Here is a 15,337-nt window from a genome sequence, read left to right on the forward strand (position 1 = left end):
TTCCCTTTTCGTTACGACTTTAAGTCGTTATGCATCACGACGACGTGGAGCGGCAGCTGCGCCTTCTTCACGACGTGGACCACGGCTACCTTCACGGTTGAAAGTACGTCCACCGCCTTCACGACCACCTTCACGGCGTTCAGAAGAGAAGCGACGACCACCTTCACGGTTGGCTGCGCCAGGACCGCTGCGACGCTCACCGCCAGCACCGGCTGGACGACGATCGCCACGGCCTTCGTTTGGCTGTGCATCACCCAGCAGCTGCATATTCATCGGTTTGTTCAGAATACGCGTACGGGTGAAGTGCTGCAGCACATCGCCTGGCATGCCTTTCGGCAGCTCGATAGTCGAGTGGTTACCGAACAGCTTGATGTTACCGATGTAACGGCTGCTGATGTCGCCTTCGTTAGCGATAGCGCCAACGATGTGACGAACTTCAACACCATCATCACGGCCCACTTCGATGCGGTACAGCTGCATTTCGCCAACGTCACGACGTTCGCGGCGTGGACGATCGCCATCACGGCTGTCACGGCTTTCACGTGGGCCACGATCGCTACGCGCTTCACGGCTGTCACGACGGCCATCACGCTCGTCACGATCGCGGTATTCGCGACGTGCAGGACGTGGTGCTTCTGGTGGCAGAATCAGAGGACGTTCGCCCTGTGCCATCTTCAGCAGTGCGGCTGCCAGAGTTTCCAGATCCAGTTCATCTTCCGGCTGCATTTTAGTCAGCAGAGCACGGTACTGATCCAGATCGCTGCTTTCCAGCTGCTGCTGAACTTTAGCGGCAAACTTGGCCAGACGACGCTCACCCAGCAGTTCTGCGTTAGGCAGCTCGACTTCAGGAATAGTCAGCTTCATGGTACGTTCGATGTTGCGCAGCAGACGACGCTCGCGGTTCTCAACGAACAGCAGCGCACGGCCAGCACGACCGGCACGACCAGTACGGCCGATACGGTGAACGTATGATTCTGCATCCATTGGGATGTCGTAGTTTACAACCAGGCTGATACGCTCAACGTCCAGGCCACGGGCCGCAACGTCGGTTGCAATCAGGATGTCCAGACGACCATCTTTCAGGCGCTCCAGCGTCTGCTCACGCAGTGCCTGGTTCATATCACCGTTCAGCGCGGCGCTGTTATAGCCACTACGCTCCAGCGCTTCTGCCACTTCCAGCGTTGCGTTTTTAGTACGCACGAAGATGATAGCAGCATCAAAGTCTTCTGCTTCCAGGAAGCGAACCAGTGCGTCTGTTTTACGACCGTAAGCGGTCCAGTAACTCTGGCTGATGTCAGGACGCGTTGTCATGCTTGACTGAATACGCACTTCCTGTGGATCTTTCATGAAGCGTTTGGTGATGCGACGAATCGCTTCCGGCATGGTTGCAGAGAACAGCGCAGTCTGATGACCGGCTGGAATCTGAGCCATGATGGTTTCAACGTCTTCGATGAAGCCCATACGCAGCATTTCATCAGCTTCATCCAGCACCAGACCGCGCAGGTTAGAGAGTTCTAACGTGCCGCGTTTCAGGTGGTCAAGCAGACGACCAGGGGTACCCACAACAACCTGTGGTCCCTGACGCAGAGCGCGCAGCTGCACGTCATAACGCTGGCCGCCGTAAAGGGCAACCACGTTCAGGCCACGCATGTGCTTAGAGAATTCAGTGATTGCTTCAGCAACCTGTACCGCCAGTTCGCGGGTCGGTGCCAGCACCAGAATCTGTGGTGCTTTAACAGTCGGGTCGATGTTGTTTAACAGCGGCAGAGAGAACGCCGCAGTTTTACCACTCCCGGTCTGCGCCATGCCTAACACGTCACGGCCCGCCAGCAGGTGAGGAATACACTCAGCCTGGATTGGGGATGGCTTTACGTAGCCCATGCCATTCAGTGATTCAAGGATGTCGGCGTTCAGGCCAAGGTCAGCAAAAGTGGTTTGAATATCAGTCATGTAGTACACGTGCCTCTTAGATTGCGGCGGCCAGTCTACATAACTCGTCGTGAAAACTTTCAGTCATTTTCATCAAAAAGTGTGAACCGGCTCAAATTAGAAGTTTTGACGAACAGAAAAGCCTTCATCCCTTAAGATGATGACTTAACAGGTTTTACAGGCAAATTAAGTTCGTCAGCTATTGCTGGTCAGATTCTGATAAATCGTCTTGTGCCTGGCCGAGTTGCGCCAGTTCCAACAATGCGTATCGGTGTTCAACAAAGTTGTTAACGTTGTTGGCGACCGCCAGTTTGAACAACGCTTTCGCGTCGTCCTTCTCCCCCAGACTTAGGTAGTACTTACCTAAATAGAAGTTGGTTTCACTGAGATGTTCAGCGAGCGAGGTGTTATCCGTTGCGTCCGCCTTGAGACTTTCCATCAACGTTTTCTCGTTGATATCTCCAAGGTAGAACTCGACAATATTCCATCCCCATTGGTCTCTGACCGCTTTGTCGTGACGCTGTTGAAGCGCGACTTTTGCCTTGTCGACATCCATCTCACGTTCAACAAGATAGAGCCACAGACTGCGGAAAGGATCGTTAGGATCGTCTTGATAAAACGCCAGCAGATCATCTTGCGCTAACTTGTATCGACCGCCGTAATAGAGGGCGATACCACGGTTTAAATGCGCATAGTTGTAAGTTGGATCAAGCTCAAGTACAGAATCGAACGCTTCATAGGCGGCATCAAAGTTGCCCGCCTGCGTTAAATATATGCCTAAGTAGTTAAACACTTCGGGCATATCTGGTCTTATAGACAGCGCTTGCGAAAAATCGTTCCGCGCTAATGCCCGCAGACCTAAACTATCATACAACACTCCGCGCTCATATAACAGCTGTGCGCGTTCATCATCGGTGAGAGCGCGACTGGCAAGAATTTGTTCCATGCGCGCCAGTATCACTTCCTGCTGCAGTGTGGGCTGTAAAGGCACTGCAAGAACTTCGTTCTTACGCCAATTGGAGTTGCTGCATCCTGCCAGCGTCAAAGCTGTCGCAACAAAACACCAGCGCAGAAAAGGCTTCATTTCCCACTCCCGAATACAAACATTGGGATAACCATCCTGTCATCCGCCTGCTGTGCACAAGGATTCCCGCCCTCGCGATGATACAAACGCCCCTCTCTGCCAGGCAAAGAGGGGCAAATCAGCAACGACTTATTCAGCGTCAGGCGTGGTCACCGCTGCAGCTTCTTCAGTCTGCGGCTTAGATTCTGTCGCTTCTTTGATGCTCAGACGTACGCGACCCTGGCGATCAACTTCCATCACCTTAACCGGCACTTCCTGACCCATCTGCAGATAGTCAGTCACTTTCTCAACGCGCTTGTCAGCGATTTGTGAAATGTGAACCAGACCTTCTTTACCGCCGCCGATAGCAACGAAGGCACCGAAGTCAACGATACGGGTCACTTTACCACTGTAAATGCGGCCCACTTCGATTTCTGCAGTGATCTCTTCGATACGACGAATCGCTTCTTTCGCTTTCAGACCATCGGTCGCAGCGATTTTCACGGTGCCGTCATCTTCGATTTCAATCGTCGTGCCGGTCTCTTCGGTCAGTGCACGAATCACTGAGCCGCCTTTACCGATCACATCTTTGATCTTGTCAGAGCTGATTTTGATGGTGTAAATGCGTGGAGCGAATTCAGAAATCTCGGTACGCGGTGTGCTGATAGCCTGTTCCATGACGCCCAGAATGTGCAGACGCGCACCCTTGGCCTGGTTCAGGGCTTCCTGCATGATTTCACGCGTGATGCCTTCGATTTTGATGTCCATCTGCAGCGCGGTGATACCTTCACGGCTACCGGCTACTTTGAAGTCCATGTCGCCCAGGTGATCTTCGTCGCCCAGAATGTCTGACAGAACGACAAACTTCTCATCTTCTTTTACCAGACCCATTGCGATACCGGCAACGGCGGCTTTGATTGGCACACCTGCATCCATCAGCGCCAGTGAGGCACCGCAGACAGAGGCCATTGAAGAGGAGCCGTTAGATTCAGTGATTTCAGACACCACACGCACGGTGTAAGGGAAATCTTCCGCTTTAGGCATTACCGCTAACACACCGCGCTTCGCCAGACGACCATGACCAATCTCACGACGCTTCGGCGAACCGACCATGCCGGTTTCACCGACAGAGTATGGAGGGAAGTTGTAATGGAACAGGAAGCTGTCGGTACGTTCGCCCATCAGCTCATCCAGGTTCTGCGCATCACGGGTAGTACCCAGCGTTGCCGTAACCAGTGCCTGCGTCTCACCACGCGTGAACAGTGATGAACCGTGAGTACGTGGCAATACGCCAGTACGCACGTCCAGACCGCGGATCATATCTTTTTCACGGCCATCGATACGTGGCTCGCCATTCAGGATGCGGGTACGAACAACGGTTTTTTCGAGGCTATGCACGATGTCGCCGATTTCTGAACCATCCAGCGTTTCATCTTCAGCCAGCAGCGCAGCAATGGTTTCGTCTTTGATGACGCCAACCTGCGCGTAACGCTCCTGCTTGTCAGTGATGCGGTAAGCATCGCTGATGCGCGCTTCTGCCAGGGCAGCAACACGAGAAATCAGCGGGGTGTTAGCCGCTTCTGGTTGCCAGTCCCAGCGTGGTTTGCCGGCTTCAGCCACCAGAGCATTGATGTTTTCGATAACGATCTGCTGCTGGTCATGGCCAAAGACCACGGCACCCAGCATCTGCTCTTCTGACAGGATCTCAGCTTCAGATTCAACCATCAGTACGGCATTCTGCGTACCGGCAACGACCAGATCCAGACGAGACTGTTTCAGCTCATCTGCGGTTGGGTTCAGAACATATTGATCGTTGATGTAACCGACACGCGCAGCACCAATCGGGCCATTAAACGGCAGACCAGAAAGCGCCAGTGCAGCAGAGGCACCAATCATTGCAACGATGTCCGGATGAACCTGTGGGTTAACAGACACCACGGTGGCAATAACCTGAACTTCGTTAACAAAGCCTTCCGGGAACAGCGGGCGAATCGGGCGGTCAATCAGACGCGAAATCAGGGTTTCGCCTTCGCTTGGACGGCCTTCACGACGGAAGAAGCTGCCTGGGATACGACCAGCAGCGTAAGTACGCTCCTGATAGTTCACGGTCAGTGGGAAGAAGTCCTGACCTGGTTTAGATTTTTTCTGACCTACGACAGTGACGAACACTGCAGTATCGTCCATGCTCACCATCACAGCGGCTGTCGCCTGGCGAGCCATCATGCCGGTTTCCAGCGTGACGGTATGTTGACCATATTGGAATTTGCGTACGATCGGATTCAGCAAAATCAAAGTCCTTAACTTCGGGGCTGGGCTATCTGTAGCCCGCCATTGATTACCAATCTTCAGCTGCATCCTCGCGACTAATGACAACCCTCGACCGCCCCTGCGGTAAAGCCTCTCATTAGCCGCGCGAAATTCTGCAAACTAAAGATCACACTAAGCAACAATACATCAGTTTGGTCCGGATTGCTGCCGATTGCTCGAAAAAAGGGGCCATAAAGGCCCCCTCTTCACGAAACTCGCACAAATCTGATCGTAAGCTGCACACAGTGCAAAAGCTCGCATAATGCCCCGACGATCAGATTCTTCAGACTTAGCGACGCAGACCGAGACTTTCGATCAGGCTGCTGTAGCGTGCAACGTCTTTACGCTTCAGGTAGTCCAGCAGCTTACGACGCTGAGATACCATGCGCAGCAGACCGCGGCGGCTGTGGTGGTCTTTTTTGTGCTCAGAGAAGTGACCCTGCAGATGGGTAATCTGCGCGGTCAACAGGGCAACCTGAACTTCAGTTGAACCGCTGTCGTTAGCACCACGGCCATATTTAGCAACGATCTCTGCTTTAGCTTCTACGCTTAGAGACATAATAAACTCCAGTAATAAATGAATGTATGGGTGCCAATCTCTAATTCAGCATCCCGCTTTAAAGCCGCGCTATTCTACTCTGCGCCCGATAGCAACGCAAATGCCCCATCAGCGAAAAGTGAACGCCTGGCTTAATCCTGATACTCAACCACTAAACGACGTGGCGCAAGACGACCATCATCGGCAATTTCTGCCATACCGATAAACTTACGCGCTTCGCCTTCCGATACCCTGACCAGCCCGTGCGCAGGCGCATTGCTGGCCTGCACCGGCTGTCCCTGGCGGAAAAAATCTGCCACGGCGGGCGGGATATTTACTTCAGGGAAATCAGAAGCGGGACTGTCCATCGGCAACAACAGCGGATCGAGCTGCGTTTCCAGTGGGATGCCCGCTTCTGTGGCTTCCGCCAGCAGGGTATTGAGCTGTTCCAGCGTCACCATCCGTTCATACGGGTAACGGGCAACCTGTACACGACGCAGCATGATGACATGCGCACCGCATCCCAGCTTTTCGCCCAGATCATCGATGATGGTACGGATATAGGTGCCTTTGGAGCAGTGAATTTCCAGCTCCAGCTCATTATCCTGCCAGCGAATAAATTGCAGCTCATAGACCGTAATCGGACGCGGTTCACGCTCAATCACAATGCCCTGACGTGCATATTCATACAGCGGACGACCCTGATGCTTCAGCGCCGAAAACATTGATGGCACCTGCAGCGTGTCACCGCGGAAGCTCTCAAGGGCGCTATCCAGATCGGCCTGACTGAAGCTGACCGGACGCGTCTGCACGATGTTGCCATCGGCGTCTGACGTGTCAGTGCGCTCGCCCAGTCGGGCAATCACACGGTAGCGTTTGTCTGAATCGAGCAGATACTGCGAAAACTTGGTCGCTTCACCCAGGCAGATTGGCAACATGCCGGTGGCCAGTGGATCAAGCGCGCCGGTATGGCCTGCGCGATTGGCGTTGAAGATACGCTTCACTTTCTGCAGGACATCATTCGACGAAACGCCTTGTGGCTTATCCAGCAACAACACGCCATGGACGTCGCGACCGCGACGACGCGGACGACTCATTACGCCTCCTCGTCATCGCCGGTGGCATCCGGACCACGGCGCTCTGCATCGTTCTTCACGACGCTGGTGACGAGGTTAGACATGCGCATCCCTTCGACTAACGAGTTGTCGTAGAAGAACGTCAGCTCAGGCACGATACGCAGGCGCATCGCTTTGCCGAGCAGAATGCGAATGTAACCTGAGGCTTCTTTCAGCGCTTTCAGGCCATGCTTAATCGCATCTTCATCTTTGTCGTTGAGGAACGTCACGAACACTTTTGCGTAAGCAAGATCGCGTGACACTTCAACGCCGGATACGGTGACCATCATGCCAAGGCGCGGATCTTTAATCTCACGCTGCAGGATCATCGCAATCTCTTTTTGCAGCTCTTGTGACACGCGCTGCGGGCGACCAAATTCTTTCGCCATCATTATTTCTCCCAAATAATTCGGGAGGCCAGAGGCCTCCCAAATTGCAACACATCAGCAGTCTATTACTCGATGGTGCGTTTAATTTCGATGATTTCAAACACTTCGATCATATCGCCAACGCGAACGTCGTTGTAGTTCTTCACGCCGATACCGCACTCCATGCCATTACGCACTTCGTTGACGTCATCTTTAAAGCGACGCAGAGATTCCAGCTCGCCTTCGTAAATCACCACGTTGTCACGCAGGACACGGATTGGATTGTGACGTTTGATGTTACCTTCCGTCACCATACAACCGGCAATCGCGCCAAACTTCGGTGATTTGAACACGTCGCGCACTGCAGCCAGACCAATGATCTGCTGTTTGTACTCTGGTGCCAGCATGCCGCTCATCGCCGCTTTAACTTCATCAATCAGGTTATAGATGACAGAGTAGTAGCGCAGATCCAGGCTTTCTGCGTCAATGACGCGACGCGCAGAGGCATCGGCACGAACGTTGAAGCCAAGGAGGATGGCGTTAGAAGCAGCCGCCAGGGTTGCATCGGTTTCGGTAATCCCGCCTACGCCTGAACCCACAATCTTCACCTTCACTTCGTCGGTGGAGAGTTTCTGCAGGGAATCAGAGATGGCTTCCACAGAACCCTGAACGTCAGCTTTCAGAACGATGTTCAGTTCAGACACTTCGCCTTCGGTCATGTTAGCAAACATGTTCTCGAGCTTAGATTTCTGCTGGCGAGCCAGTTTAACTTCGCGGAATTTGCCCTGACGATAGAGCGCAACTTCACGTGCTTTCTTCTCGTCACGTACCACGGTCGCTTCATCACCTGCAGCCGGCACGCCGGACAGGCCCAGAATCTCAACCGGGATAGAAGGACCCGCTTCCAGAACTTCGCGACCCAGTTCGTCACGCATTGCACGAACACGGCCATATTCGAAACCACAAAGAACGATGTCGCCTTTGTTGAGCGTACCTTCACGAACCAGCACGGTAGCAACCGGACCACGACCTTTGTCGAGGAACGATTCAATCACTACGCCGCTCGCCATACCTTCACGGATAGCGGTCAGTTCCAGCACTTCCGCCTGCAGCAGGATAGCATTTAACAGGTCATCAATGCCGGTGCCTGCTTTCGCAGAGACATTCACGAACATGTTTTCGCCGCCCCACTCTTCTGGAATAATTCCGTACTGAGTCAGTTCGTTTTTAACACGATCCGGATCCGCTTCTGGCTTATCGCACTTGTTCACGGCAACCACAACCGGCACTTTAGCGGCTTTGGCGTGCTGAATAGCTTCGACAGTCTGTGGCATCACGCCATCGTCTGCGGCAACGACCAGGATAACGATATCTGTCGCCTGTGCACCACGTGCACGCATCGCGGTAAACGCGGCGTGGCCCGGGGTATCCAGGAAGGTGACCATACCGTTGTCGGTTTCAACGTGGTAAGCACCGATGTGCTGTGTAATACCGCCCGCTTCGCCAGAGGCGATTTTAGTGGAGCGGATATAGTCCAGCAGAGAGGTTTTACCGTGGTCGACGTGGCCCATGATGGTCACAACCGGCGCACGAGATTCCTGTGCCGCATCGGTATCACGATCGTCCATTACCGCTTCTTCCAGCTCGTTCTCACGACGCAGGGTCACTTTGTGGCCCATCTCTTCGGCTACGAGCTGTGCAGTTTCCTGATCGATGACCTGGTTGATAGTCGCCATGGCGCCCATCTTCATCATCGCTTTAATGACCAGAGAACCTTTCACCGCCATTTTGTTCGCCAGTTCGGCTACGGTGATGGTTTCGCCAATCACAACATCGCGGTTAACGGCCTGCGCTGGCTTGTTGAAGCCCTGCTGCAGTGCGCTAGGTTTGCGATGCTTACCGCCTTTACCGCCACGAACCTGCGCACGCGCTTCTTCACGGTCAGTTTTGGCTTCGGAATGTTTGTTGCCTTTTTTCGCCGGACGCGCAGCTTTAGCAGTCGTACGCGCACGCGCACGGCCTGCTTCAACCTGACGGTCGTTTTCGTCTTCTGCCTGGCGGGCGTGAGTCGAAGTGGTGACGTGATAGTCGCCTTTATCCTCTTCTTCCGGTTTTTCCCATTCAGCTGATTTCTCTTCAGCCAGACGGCGGGCTTCTTCGGCTACGAGGCGGGCAGCCTCTTCAAGCTTACGGCGGGCTTCTTCTTCAGCTTTACGCTTCAGTTCAGCAGCTTCAGCTTCGCGACGGGCTTTGTCTGATTGCGCAGCCCTGGTCACTTCATCGGTAGGTTGATTTGTCACTTTGTCATTTTCCGCTGCTGCACGTTTGGCCTTATCAGCGGCTTCGCGCCTTGCTTTATCTTCGGCTTCACGTTGCGCTTTCTGTTCAGCTTCGCGACGGGCTTTTTCTTCAGCCTCGCGTTGCGCCTGCTCTTCCGCTTCACGCTGCGCCTGGGCTTCAGCTTCTGCCTGAGCTTGCTCAGACTCTGCATCACCTTTCACATAGGTACGCTTTTTGCGGACTTCAATTTGCACCGACTTACTTTTACCCCCGGTGCCTGGAATATTCAAGGTGCTGCGCGTTTTACGCTGCAGCGTCAGCTTAGCTGAACCGACCTGACCGTGTTCACGGTTCAGATGAGATAGTAAGGTTTCTTTCTCTTGCTGGGTCACCGCGTCATTTTCAGACTTAGGGATCCCCGCATCAGCAAATTGCTGTACCAGGCGATCGACCGGAGTCTGAATTTCTGCGGCCAGCGATTTTACGGTTACATCTGTCATGCTGTTCCTTCCTGTTATTACGCGTCATCGCCGAACCAGCAGATATTACGTGCGGCCATAATCAGCGCGCCGGCTTGTTCATCAGACATGCCTTCAATATCCGTCAGATCGTCAACACCTTGCTCAGCGAGATCTTCCAGCGTGCAAACGCCTTTTGACGCCAGGCGGAACGCCAGCGCACGATCGAGGCCTTCAAGATTCAGAAGGTCCTCAGCGGGCTCCTGATTTCCAAGACTCTCTTCTTTCGCCAGTGCCAGGGTGGTTAACGCATTTTTTGCTCGTTCACGCAGGGCTTCAATGGTCTCTTCGTCGAGGCCGTCGACTTCCAGCAGCTCGTTGATTGGCACGTATGCCAGCTCTTCCAGCGAGGAGAAGCCCTCTTCCACCAGTACGGTGGCGAACTCTTCGTCGATGTCGAGATGTTTAGTGAACATATCGATCGCTGCATGCGCTTCAGCCTGATGCTTAGCCTGCAGATCATCGACGGTCATCACGTTCAGCTCCCAGCCACTCAGCTGCGAAGCGAGACGCACGTTTTGGCCGTTACGGCCGATCGCCTGAGCCAGATTGCCAGCTTCTACGGCGATATCCATGGTGTGATTATCTTCATCAACCACGATTGACGCCACATCGGCCGGAGCCATGGCGTTAATAACAAACTGCGCCGGGTTATCGTCCCACAGCACGATATCGATACGCTCGCCGCCCAGTTCACTGGAAACAGCCTGAACGCGCGCGCCGCGCATGCCCACACAGGCACCCACCGGATCGATACGTTTGTCGTTAGTTTTGACTGCAATTTTAGCGCGCGAACCCGGATCACGGGCAGCAGCTTTAATTTCAATCAGTTCTTCGCCAATTTCTGGCACCTCAATGCGAAACAGTTCAATCAGCATTTCCGGTTTGGAACGCGTCACGAACAGCTGCGCGCCACGCGCTTCCGGACGTACCGAGTAGAGTACGCCACGAATACGGTCGCCTGGACGGAAGTTTTCACGCGGCAGCATATCTTCGCGCAGAATGACCGCTTCGGCATTACTGCCAAGGTCGAGGGAAATGTTGTCGCGGTTAACTTTTTTCACCACACCGGTGATGATTTCGCCTTCCTGCTCACGGAACTGATCAACCACCATCGCGCGCTCAGCTTCGCGCACTTTTTGCACGATAACCTGCTTAGCGGTCTGAGTGGTGATACGGTCAAAGGTGACCGATTCAATCTGATCTTCGACATATTCGCCCAGATTGAATGCTTCATCTTCGAAGCGGGCCGCATCCAGCGTGATCTCGCGCGTCGGCTGTGTCACCTCTTCTACGATTTCCCAGCGGCGGAAAGTATCGAAATCGCCACTGCGGCGATCAATGCTGACGCGTACTTCAATTTCCTGCTCGTACTTTTTCTTGGTCGCAGTCGCCAGCGCGCTCTCCAGCGCTTCGAAGATTTTCTCACGCGGCAGGGCTTTTTCGTTAGAAACGGCTTCTACAACAGCTAAGATCTCTTTGTTCATCCTGGTTAGCCTCAATCCGGACTTTTAAAAGTGGGGGACCAGGTTCGCTTTCTGAATATTACTCAGCGCGAACACTTCATCGCTACCCTCAACGTGCACCGTGATCATCTCGCCATCAACTGACTTGATGGTTCCCTGCCATTTACGGCGGTTCTGAACGGCCATACGCAACACCAGACTCACTTCTTCACCCATAAAACGGGTGTAGTGTTCTGCGGTGAACAGAGGACGATCGAGTCCCGGTGAAGAGACTTCAAGGTTGTAAGGTACCGTAATCGGATCTTCAACATCCATTACCGCACTTACCTGGTGGCTGACATCGGCGCAATCATCGACATTGATGCCATCTTCACTATCAATATAGATGCGCAGGATAGATGTGCGACTACGAACGAATTCAATTCCAACCAGTTCGTAACCCAGCGCTTCTACGGGAGCCGATACCAACTCTGTCAATTTTTGCTCTAATGTGGACAAGCCCACCCCCAAGACATAAAAAAAGGGCCTATAGCCCAGTATTACGATTCGCTAATAACAAAAAACCCCGAATATTCGGGGCTTTTAGTCACTGGACCCTGTATGCCGCAATGCGGCCCGGACTCCATCCAAAGAATTTTCTTTCAAAAAATAGCCGTGAATGCGTCCGTCGATGCATACAGTATATTTGAAAAAGAACTCAAAGGGAAAATTGGTTGCGGGGGCCGGATTTGAACCGACGACCTTCGGGTTATGAGCCCGACGAGCTACCAGGCTGCTCCACCCCGCGTCCGAAAACGTGGCGAATAATACGCCAGACCTGCATAAAATGCAAGAGATACTGCTATTTGGTACCGAGGACGGGACTTGAACCCGTAAGCCCAATCGGGCACTACCACCTCAAGGTAGCGTGTCTACCAATTCCACCACCACGGCACTGCACTGACCACAACGATTCGTTGTGCTGACGACCTTACTTAGGAATATCGCTGCCCGGTGTAACCGGTTGAGCTGGCTTTTCAGTCTGTTGAGAAGACTGCGCCGGCGCAGAAAGATTTTCCCACTCGCTTCCTTTCGAGGCTTTATTGCTGTTCAGATTACCCAGAACCAGGCTGATGATGAAGAACAGTGCCGCTAAGATGCCAGTGGTACGGGTCATGAAATTACCTGAACCCGAAGAACCAAACACCGTACCGGATGCGCCTGCACCGAATGAGGCTCCCATATCAGCGCCTTTGCCTTGCTGCAGCATGATCATACCCACGAGGGCGATAGCTACAATAAGGAAAACAACTAAAAGAGCTTCGTACATATTCAACCTGTTCCTTGCACGATAATCGTACAGTTAAAGCTTCAACCAGTATTGATGGGGCGTCTCGTCATCACCCATCAGAAGCGGGTGTGAATACTAACCAAAGGCGCATATCTCTGCAAGTGCAATTTCTCTTACGCAAACTGATTGCAGAAAAAAGCGCCATCCCGGTGATTTTACAGGCGGATCCGCATTCTGATAACCGCCTTTAAGAGGTTTAAACCGCTTTGACCTGATCGGCAATACGATTAGCCAGTTCGGTGACCTGCGCCTCATTTTCGCCTTCGACCATCACACGAATCAGCGGCTCAGTGCCTGACTTACGCAACAGAACGCGTCCGCGACCCGCCAGCGCTTTTTCAACATCGGCGGTGACCGTTTTGACGGCGTCGCTTTGCAGCGGGTCATGCTCGCCCGCGAAGCGTACGTTGACCAGCACCTGCGGCAGCATCTTCATACCACTGCAGAGATCGTGCAGGCTCATGTGGTTACGCACCATCGCAGTGAGCACTTGCAAACTTGCCACGATACCGTCGCCTGTGGTGGTTTTATCCAGCAGGATCACATGACCGGAGTTCTCCGCGCCGAGACGCCAGCCCTTCTCCTGCATCTTCTCCAGCACATAACGGTCACCGACTTTGGCACGGGTAAACGGAATGCCGAGCTGTTTCAGCGCTAATTCCAGGCCCATGTTGCTCATCAGCGTACCCACTACACCGCCACGTAACTGCCCCTGACGCAGCGCTTCACGTGCAATGATGTAAAGGATCTGGTCACCGTCAACTTTGTCACCCAGATGGTCAATCATCATGATGCGGTCGCCGTCGCCGTCATAGGCCAGGCCAATATCCGCCTTCTCTGCCAGTACGCGTTGCTGCAGCAGTTTAAGATCGGTCGCACCGCACTCTTTGTTGATGTTCATGCCGTCTGGCTGCACACCGATTGCGATGACGGTTGCGCCCAGCTCGCGCAGGACATTCGGCGCAATGTGGTAAGTCGCACCATTGGCACAGTCGACCACAATTTTCAGGCCATTCAGATTGAGCTCGCTGGGGAAAGTCCCCTTACAGAACTCAATGTAACGCCCTGCTGCATCGACGATGCGGCTGGCGCGCCCTAACTGCGCGGACTCCACGCAGGTAATCGGCTTTTCCATCTCCAGCTCAATCGCTTCTTCCACGTCATCAGGCAATTTGGTGCCTTCGGACGAGAAGAATTTAATGCCGTTATCGTCAAATGGATTGTGCGACGCTGAAATAACGATGCCCGCCTCAGCGCGAAAGGTTCGGGTCAGATAGGCGATGGCGGGGGTCGGCATCGGACCGGTAAACGCAGCGGTCAGGCCCGCGGCGGCGAGACCCGCTTCCAGCGCAGACTCCAGCATATAGCCAGAGATACGGGTATCTTTGCCGATGATGATCTTTTTGGAACCGTGGCGCGCCAGTACTTTACCCGCGGCCCAGCCCAGCTTCAGGACGAAATCTGGCGTGATAGGTGTTTCACCGACTTTGCCGCGAATGCCGTCTGTACCGAAATATTTACGATTACTCATGATGTTCCTTTTGCTCTTCGGGTCGCTTCGACCACGCGCATCGCTTTGGCCGTCTCTTTTACGTCATGGGCGCGAATAATCTGCGCGCCCTGCATGGCAGCAATCACCGCGCAGCTCAGGCTGCCGGTTAAACGCTGTGACGGGCCGACATTTAACAACTGGCCAATCATCGATTTACGCGACATCCCCACCAGCAGTGGCAGACCAAAGTGGTGAAAATCGCTGAGATGAGCCAGCAGTTCATAATTGTGGCTGAGATTTTTACCGAAACCGAAGCCCGGGTCGAGTATCAGCTGCTCTTTTTTCATTCCCGCCGCTTCGCAACGCGCAATCTGCTGAGCGAAGTAAGTGTCCACTTCGCTTAAGATGTTTTCGTAAACCGGTGCCTGCTGCATGGTGCGCGGTTCGCCCTGCATATGCATTAAACAGACAGGCAGTCCGGTTGCGGCGGCGGCTTCCAGCGCCCTCGGTTCGGAGAGTGAGCGGACATCGTTAATGATGTGAGCACCCACTCGCGCGGCTTCCCGGATCACGTCCGCTTTAGAGGTGTCTACTGAAATCCAGACTTCGAAACGCTGGGCAATGGCATCGATCACCGGAATGACCCGCTCCAGCTCCTCCTCCACACTGACCTCATCAGCGCCAGGACGGGTTGATTCGCCGCCTACATCGATAATGGTTGCGCCGGCGTTGACCATTTCATTGGTATGCGTCAGCGCATCGACCAGCGCGTTATGTTTACCACCATCTGAAAAGGAGTCCGGCGTGACATTCAGAATGCCCATCACATGAGGAAACGATAAATCGAGATGGGAATCACGGGCAAACAACTTCATGGTGAAAACTCCTTGCTGATCAATATCTGGATGTAAAAAACCCCGGACCAGCCGGG

The 15,337-nt window shown here is 53.6% G+C and carries 13 protein-coding genes and 2 tRNA genes; all 15 read right to left on the minus strand.

Features of this window, described 5'->3' with window-relative positions; all coding sequences use genetic code 11:
• Nucleotides 1-27 precede the first annotated feature (27 nt).
• On the minus strand, nt 28-1,950 hold the full coding sequence (locus tag IV493_RS15760) for a DEAD/DEAH family ATP-dependent RNA helicase (RefSeq protein ID WP_013359913.1): 1,923 nt from the start codon (nt 1,948-1,950) through the stop codon (nt 28-30).
• Nucleotides 1,951-1,966: 16 nt separating this feature from the next.
• Entirely contained in the window at nt 1,967-2,023 is a 57-nt protein-coding gene (yrbN, locus tag IV493_RS18695; protein WP_098053093.1) for a protein YrbN, read from the minus strand.
• Nucleotides 2,024-2,128: 105 nt separating this feature from the next.
• Nucleotides 2,129-3,013 (minus strand): lipoprotein NlpI, encoded by an 885-nt coding sequence (gene nlpI / locus IV493_RS15770; RefSeq protein ID WP_010251765.1) that lies wholly within the window; start codon nt 3,011-3,013, stop codon nt 2,129-2,131.
• 129 nt (nt 3,014-3,142) lie between these two features.
• Entirely contained in the window at nt 3,143-5,278 is a 2,136-nt protein-coding gene (gene pnp, locus IV493_RS15775; protein WP_033781662.1) for a polyribonucleotide nucleotidyltransferase, read from the minus strand.
• A gap of 310 nt (nt 5,279-5,588) precedes the next feature.
• Nucleotides 5,589-5,858, minus strand: coding sequence for a 30S ribosomal protein S15 (gene rpsO / locus IV493_RS15780; RefSeq protein WP_003851063.1), 270 nt, complete (start codon nt 5,856-5,858; stop codon nt 5,589-5,591).
• Nucleotides 5,859-5,989: 131 nt separating this feature from the next.
• Nucleotides 5,990-6,934, minus strand: a complete 945-nt coding sequence (gene truB, locus IV493_RS15785; protein WP_033781661.1) for a tRNA pseudouridine(55) synthase TruB — start codon at nt 6,932-6,934, stop codon at nt 5,990-5,992.
• A complete protein-coding gene (gene rbfA, locus IV493_RS15790) occupies nt 6,934-7,341 on the minus strand; it encodes a 30S ribosome-binding factor RbfA (protein WP_033731320.1) in 408 nt (135 codons plus the stop codon). The genes truB and rbfA overlap by 1 nt, the downstream gene beginning before the upstream one ends.
• 65 nt (nt 7,342-7,406) lie before the next feature.
• Nucleotides 7,407-10,100, minus strand: a complete 2,694-nt coding sequence (infB, locus tag IV493_RS15795) for a translation initiation factor IF-2 (RefSeq protein ID WP_013359910.1) — start codon at nt 10,098-10,100, stop codon at nt 7,407-7,409.
• A 17-nt stretch (nt 10,101-10,117) separates the two neighbouring features.
• The gene (gene nusA / locus IV493_RS15800; protein ID WP_010251792.1) at nt 10,118-11,605 is read right to left on the minus strand and encodes a transcription termination factor NusA; all 1,488 of its coding nucleotides are present in this window, start codon (nt 11,603-11,605) and stop codon (nt 10,118-10,120) included.
• A 24-nt stretch (nt 11,606-11,629) separates the two neighbouring features.
• On the minus strand, nt 11,630-12,082 hold the full coding sequence (gene rimP, locus IV493_RS15805) for a ribosome maturation factor RimP (protein WP_010251795.1): 453 nt from the start codon (nt 12,080-12,082) through the stop codon (nt 11,630-11,632).
• Between the two features lie 212 nt (nt 12,083-12,294).
• Nucleotides 12,295-12,371: transfer RNA gene (locus IV493_RS15810), tRNA-Met, on the minus strand.
• Nucleotides 12,372-12,430: 59 nt separating this feature from the next.
• Nucleotides 12,431-12,517 (minus strand) — tRNA-Leu (locus tag IV493_RS15815).
• Nucleotides 12,518-12,554: 37 nt separating this feature from the next.
• The gene (gene secG / locus IV493_RS15820; RefSeq protein WP_003851074.1) at nt 12,555-12,893 is read right to left on the minus strand and encodes a preprotein translocase subunit SecG; all 339 of its coding nucleotides are present in this window, start codon (nt 12,891-12,893) and stop codon (nt 12,555-12,557) included.
• A 217-nt stretch (nt 12,894-13,110) separates the two neighbouring features.
• Complete coding sequence (glmM, locus tag IV493_RS15825) at nt 13,111-14,445, minus strand: phosphoglucosamine mutase (RefSeq protein WP_013359908.1); 1,335 nt, start codon at nt 14,443-14,445, stop codon at nt 13,111-13,113.
• Nucleotides 14,442-15,281: a dihydropteroate synthase gene (gene folP, locus IV493_RS15830; RefSeq protein WP_195857424.1), complete on the minus strand. Its 840-nt coding sequence runs from the start codon at nt 15,279-15,281 to the stop codon at nt 14,442-14,444. Before folP ends, glmM begins: the two co-directional genes overlap by 4 nt.
• Nucleotides 15,282-15,337 lie beyond the last annotated feature (56 nt).

The organism is Pantoea sp. SM3640 (assembly GCF_015654165.1).
Lineage (GTDB): Bacteria > Pseudomonadota > Gammaproteobacteria > Enterobacterales > Enterobacteriaceae > Pantoea > Pantoea vagans.

Excerpts from the sequence above, each read along its gene's own strand:
- IV493_RS15760 (WP_013359913.1), bottom strand. The coding sequence starts at position 1,950 with ATGACTGATATTCAAACCACTTTTGCTGACCTTGGCCTGAACGCCGAC.
- nlpI (WP_010251765.1), bottom strand. The coding sequence starts at position 3,013 with ATGAAGCCTTTTCTGCGCTGGTGTTTTGTTGCGACAGCTTTGACGCTG.
- rpsO (WP_003851063.1), bottom strand. The coding sequence starts at position 5,858 with ATGTCTCTAAGCGTAGAAGCTAAAGCAGAGATCGTTGCTAAATATGGC.
- truB (WP_033781661.1), bottom strand. The coding sequence starts at position 6,934 with ATGAGTCGTCCGCGTCGTCGCGGTCGCGACGTCCATGGCGTGTTGTTG.
- rbfA (WP_033731320.1), bottom strand. The coding sequence starts at position 7,341 with ATGGCGAAAGAATTTGGTCGCCCGCAGCGCGTGTCACAAGAGCTGCAA.
- infB (WP_013359910.1), bottom strand. The coding sequence starts at position 10,100 with ATGACAGATGTAACCGTAAAATCGCTGGCCGCAGAAATTCAGACTCCG.
- nusA (WP_010251792.1), bottom strand. The coding sequence starts at position 11,605 with ATGAACAAAGAGATCTTAGCTGTTGTAGAAGCCGTTTCTAACGAAAAA.
- secG (WP_003851074.1), bottom strand. The coding sequence starts at position 12,893 with ATGTACGAAGCTCTTTTAGTTGTTTTCCTTATTGTAGCTATCGCCCTC.
- glmM (WP_013359908.1), bottom strand. The coding sequence starts at position 14,445 with ATGAGTAATCGTAAATATTTCGGTACAGACGGCATTCGCGGCAAAGTC.
- folP (WP_195857424.1), bottom strand. The coding sequence starts at position 15,281 with ATGAAGTTGTTTGCCCGTGATTCCCATCTCGATTTATCGTTTCCTCAT.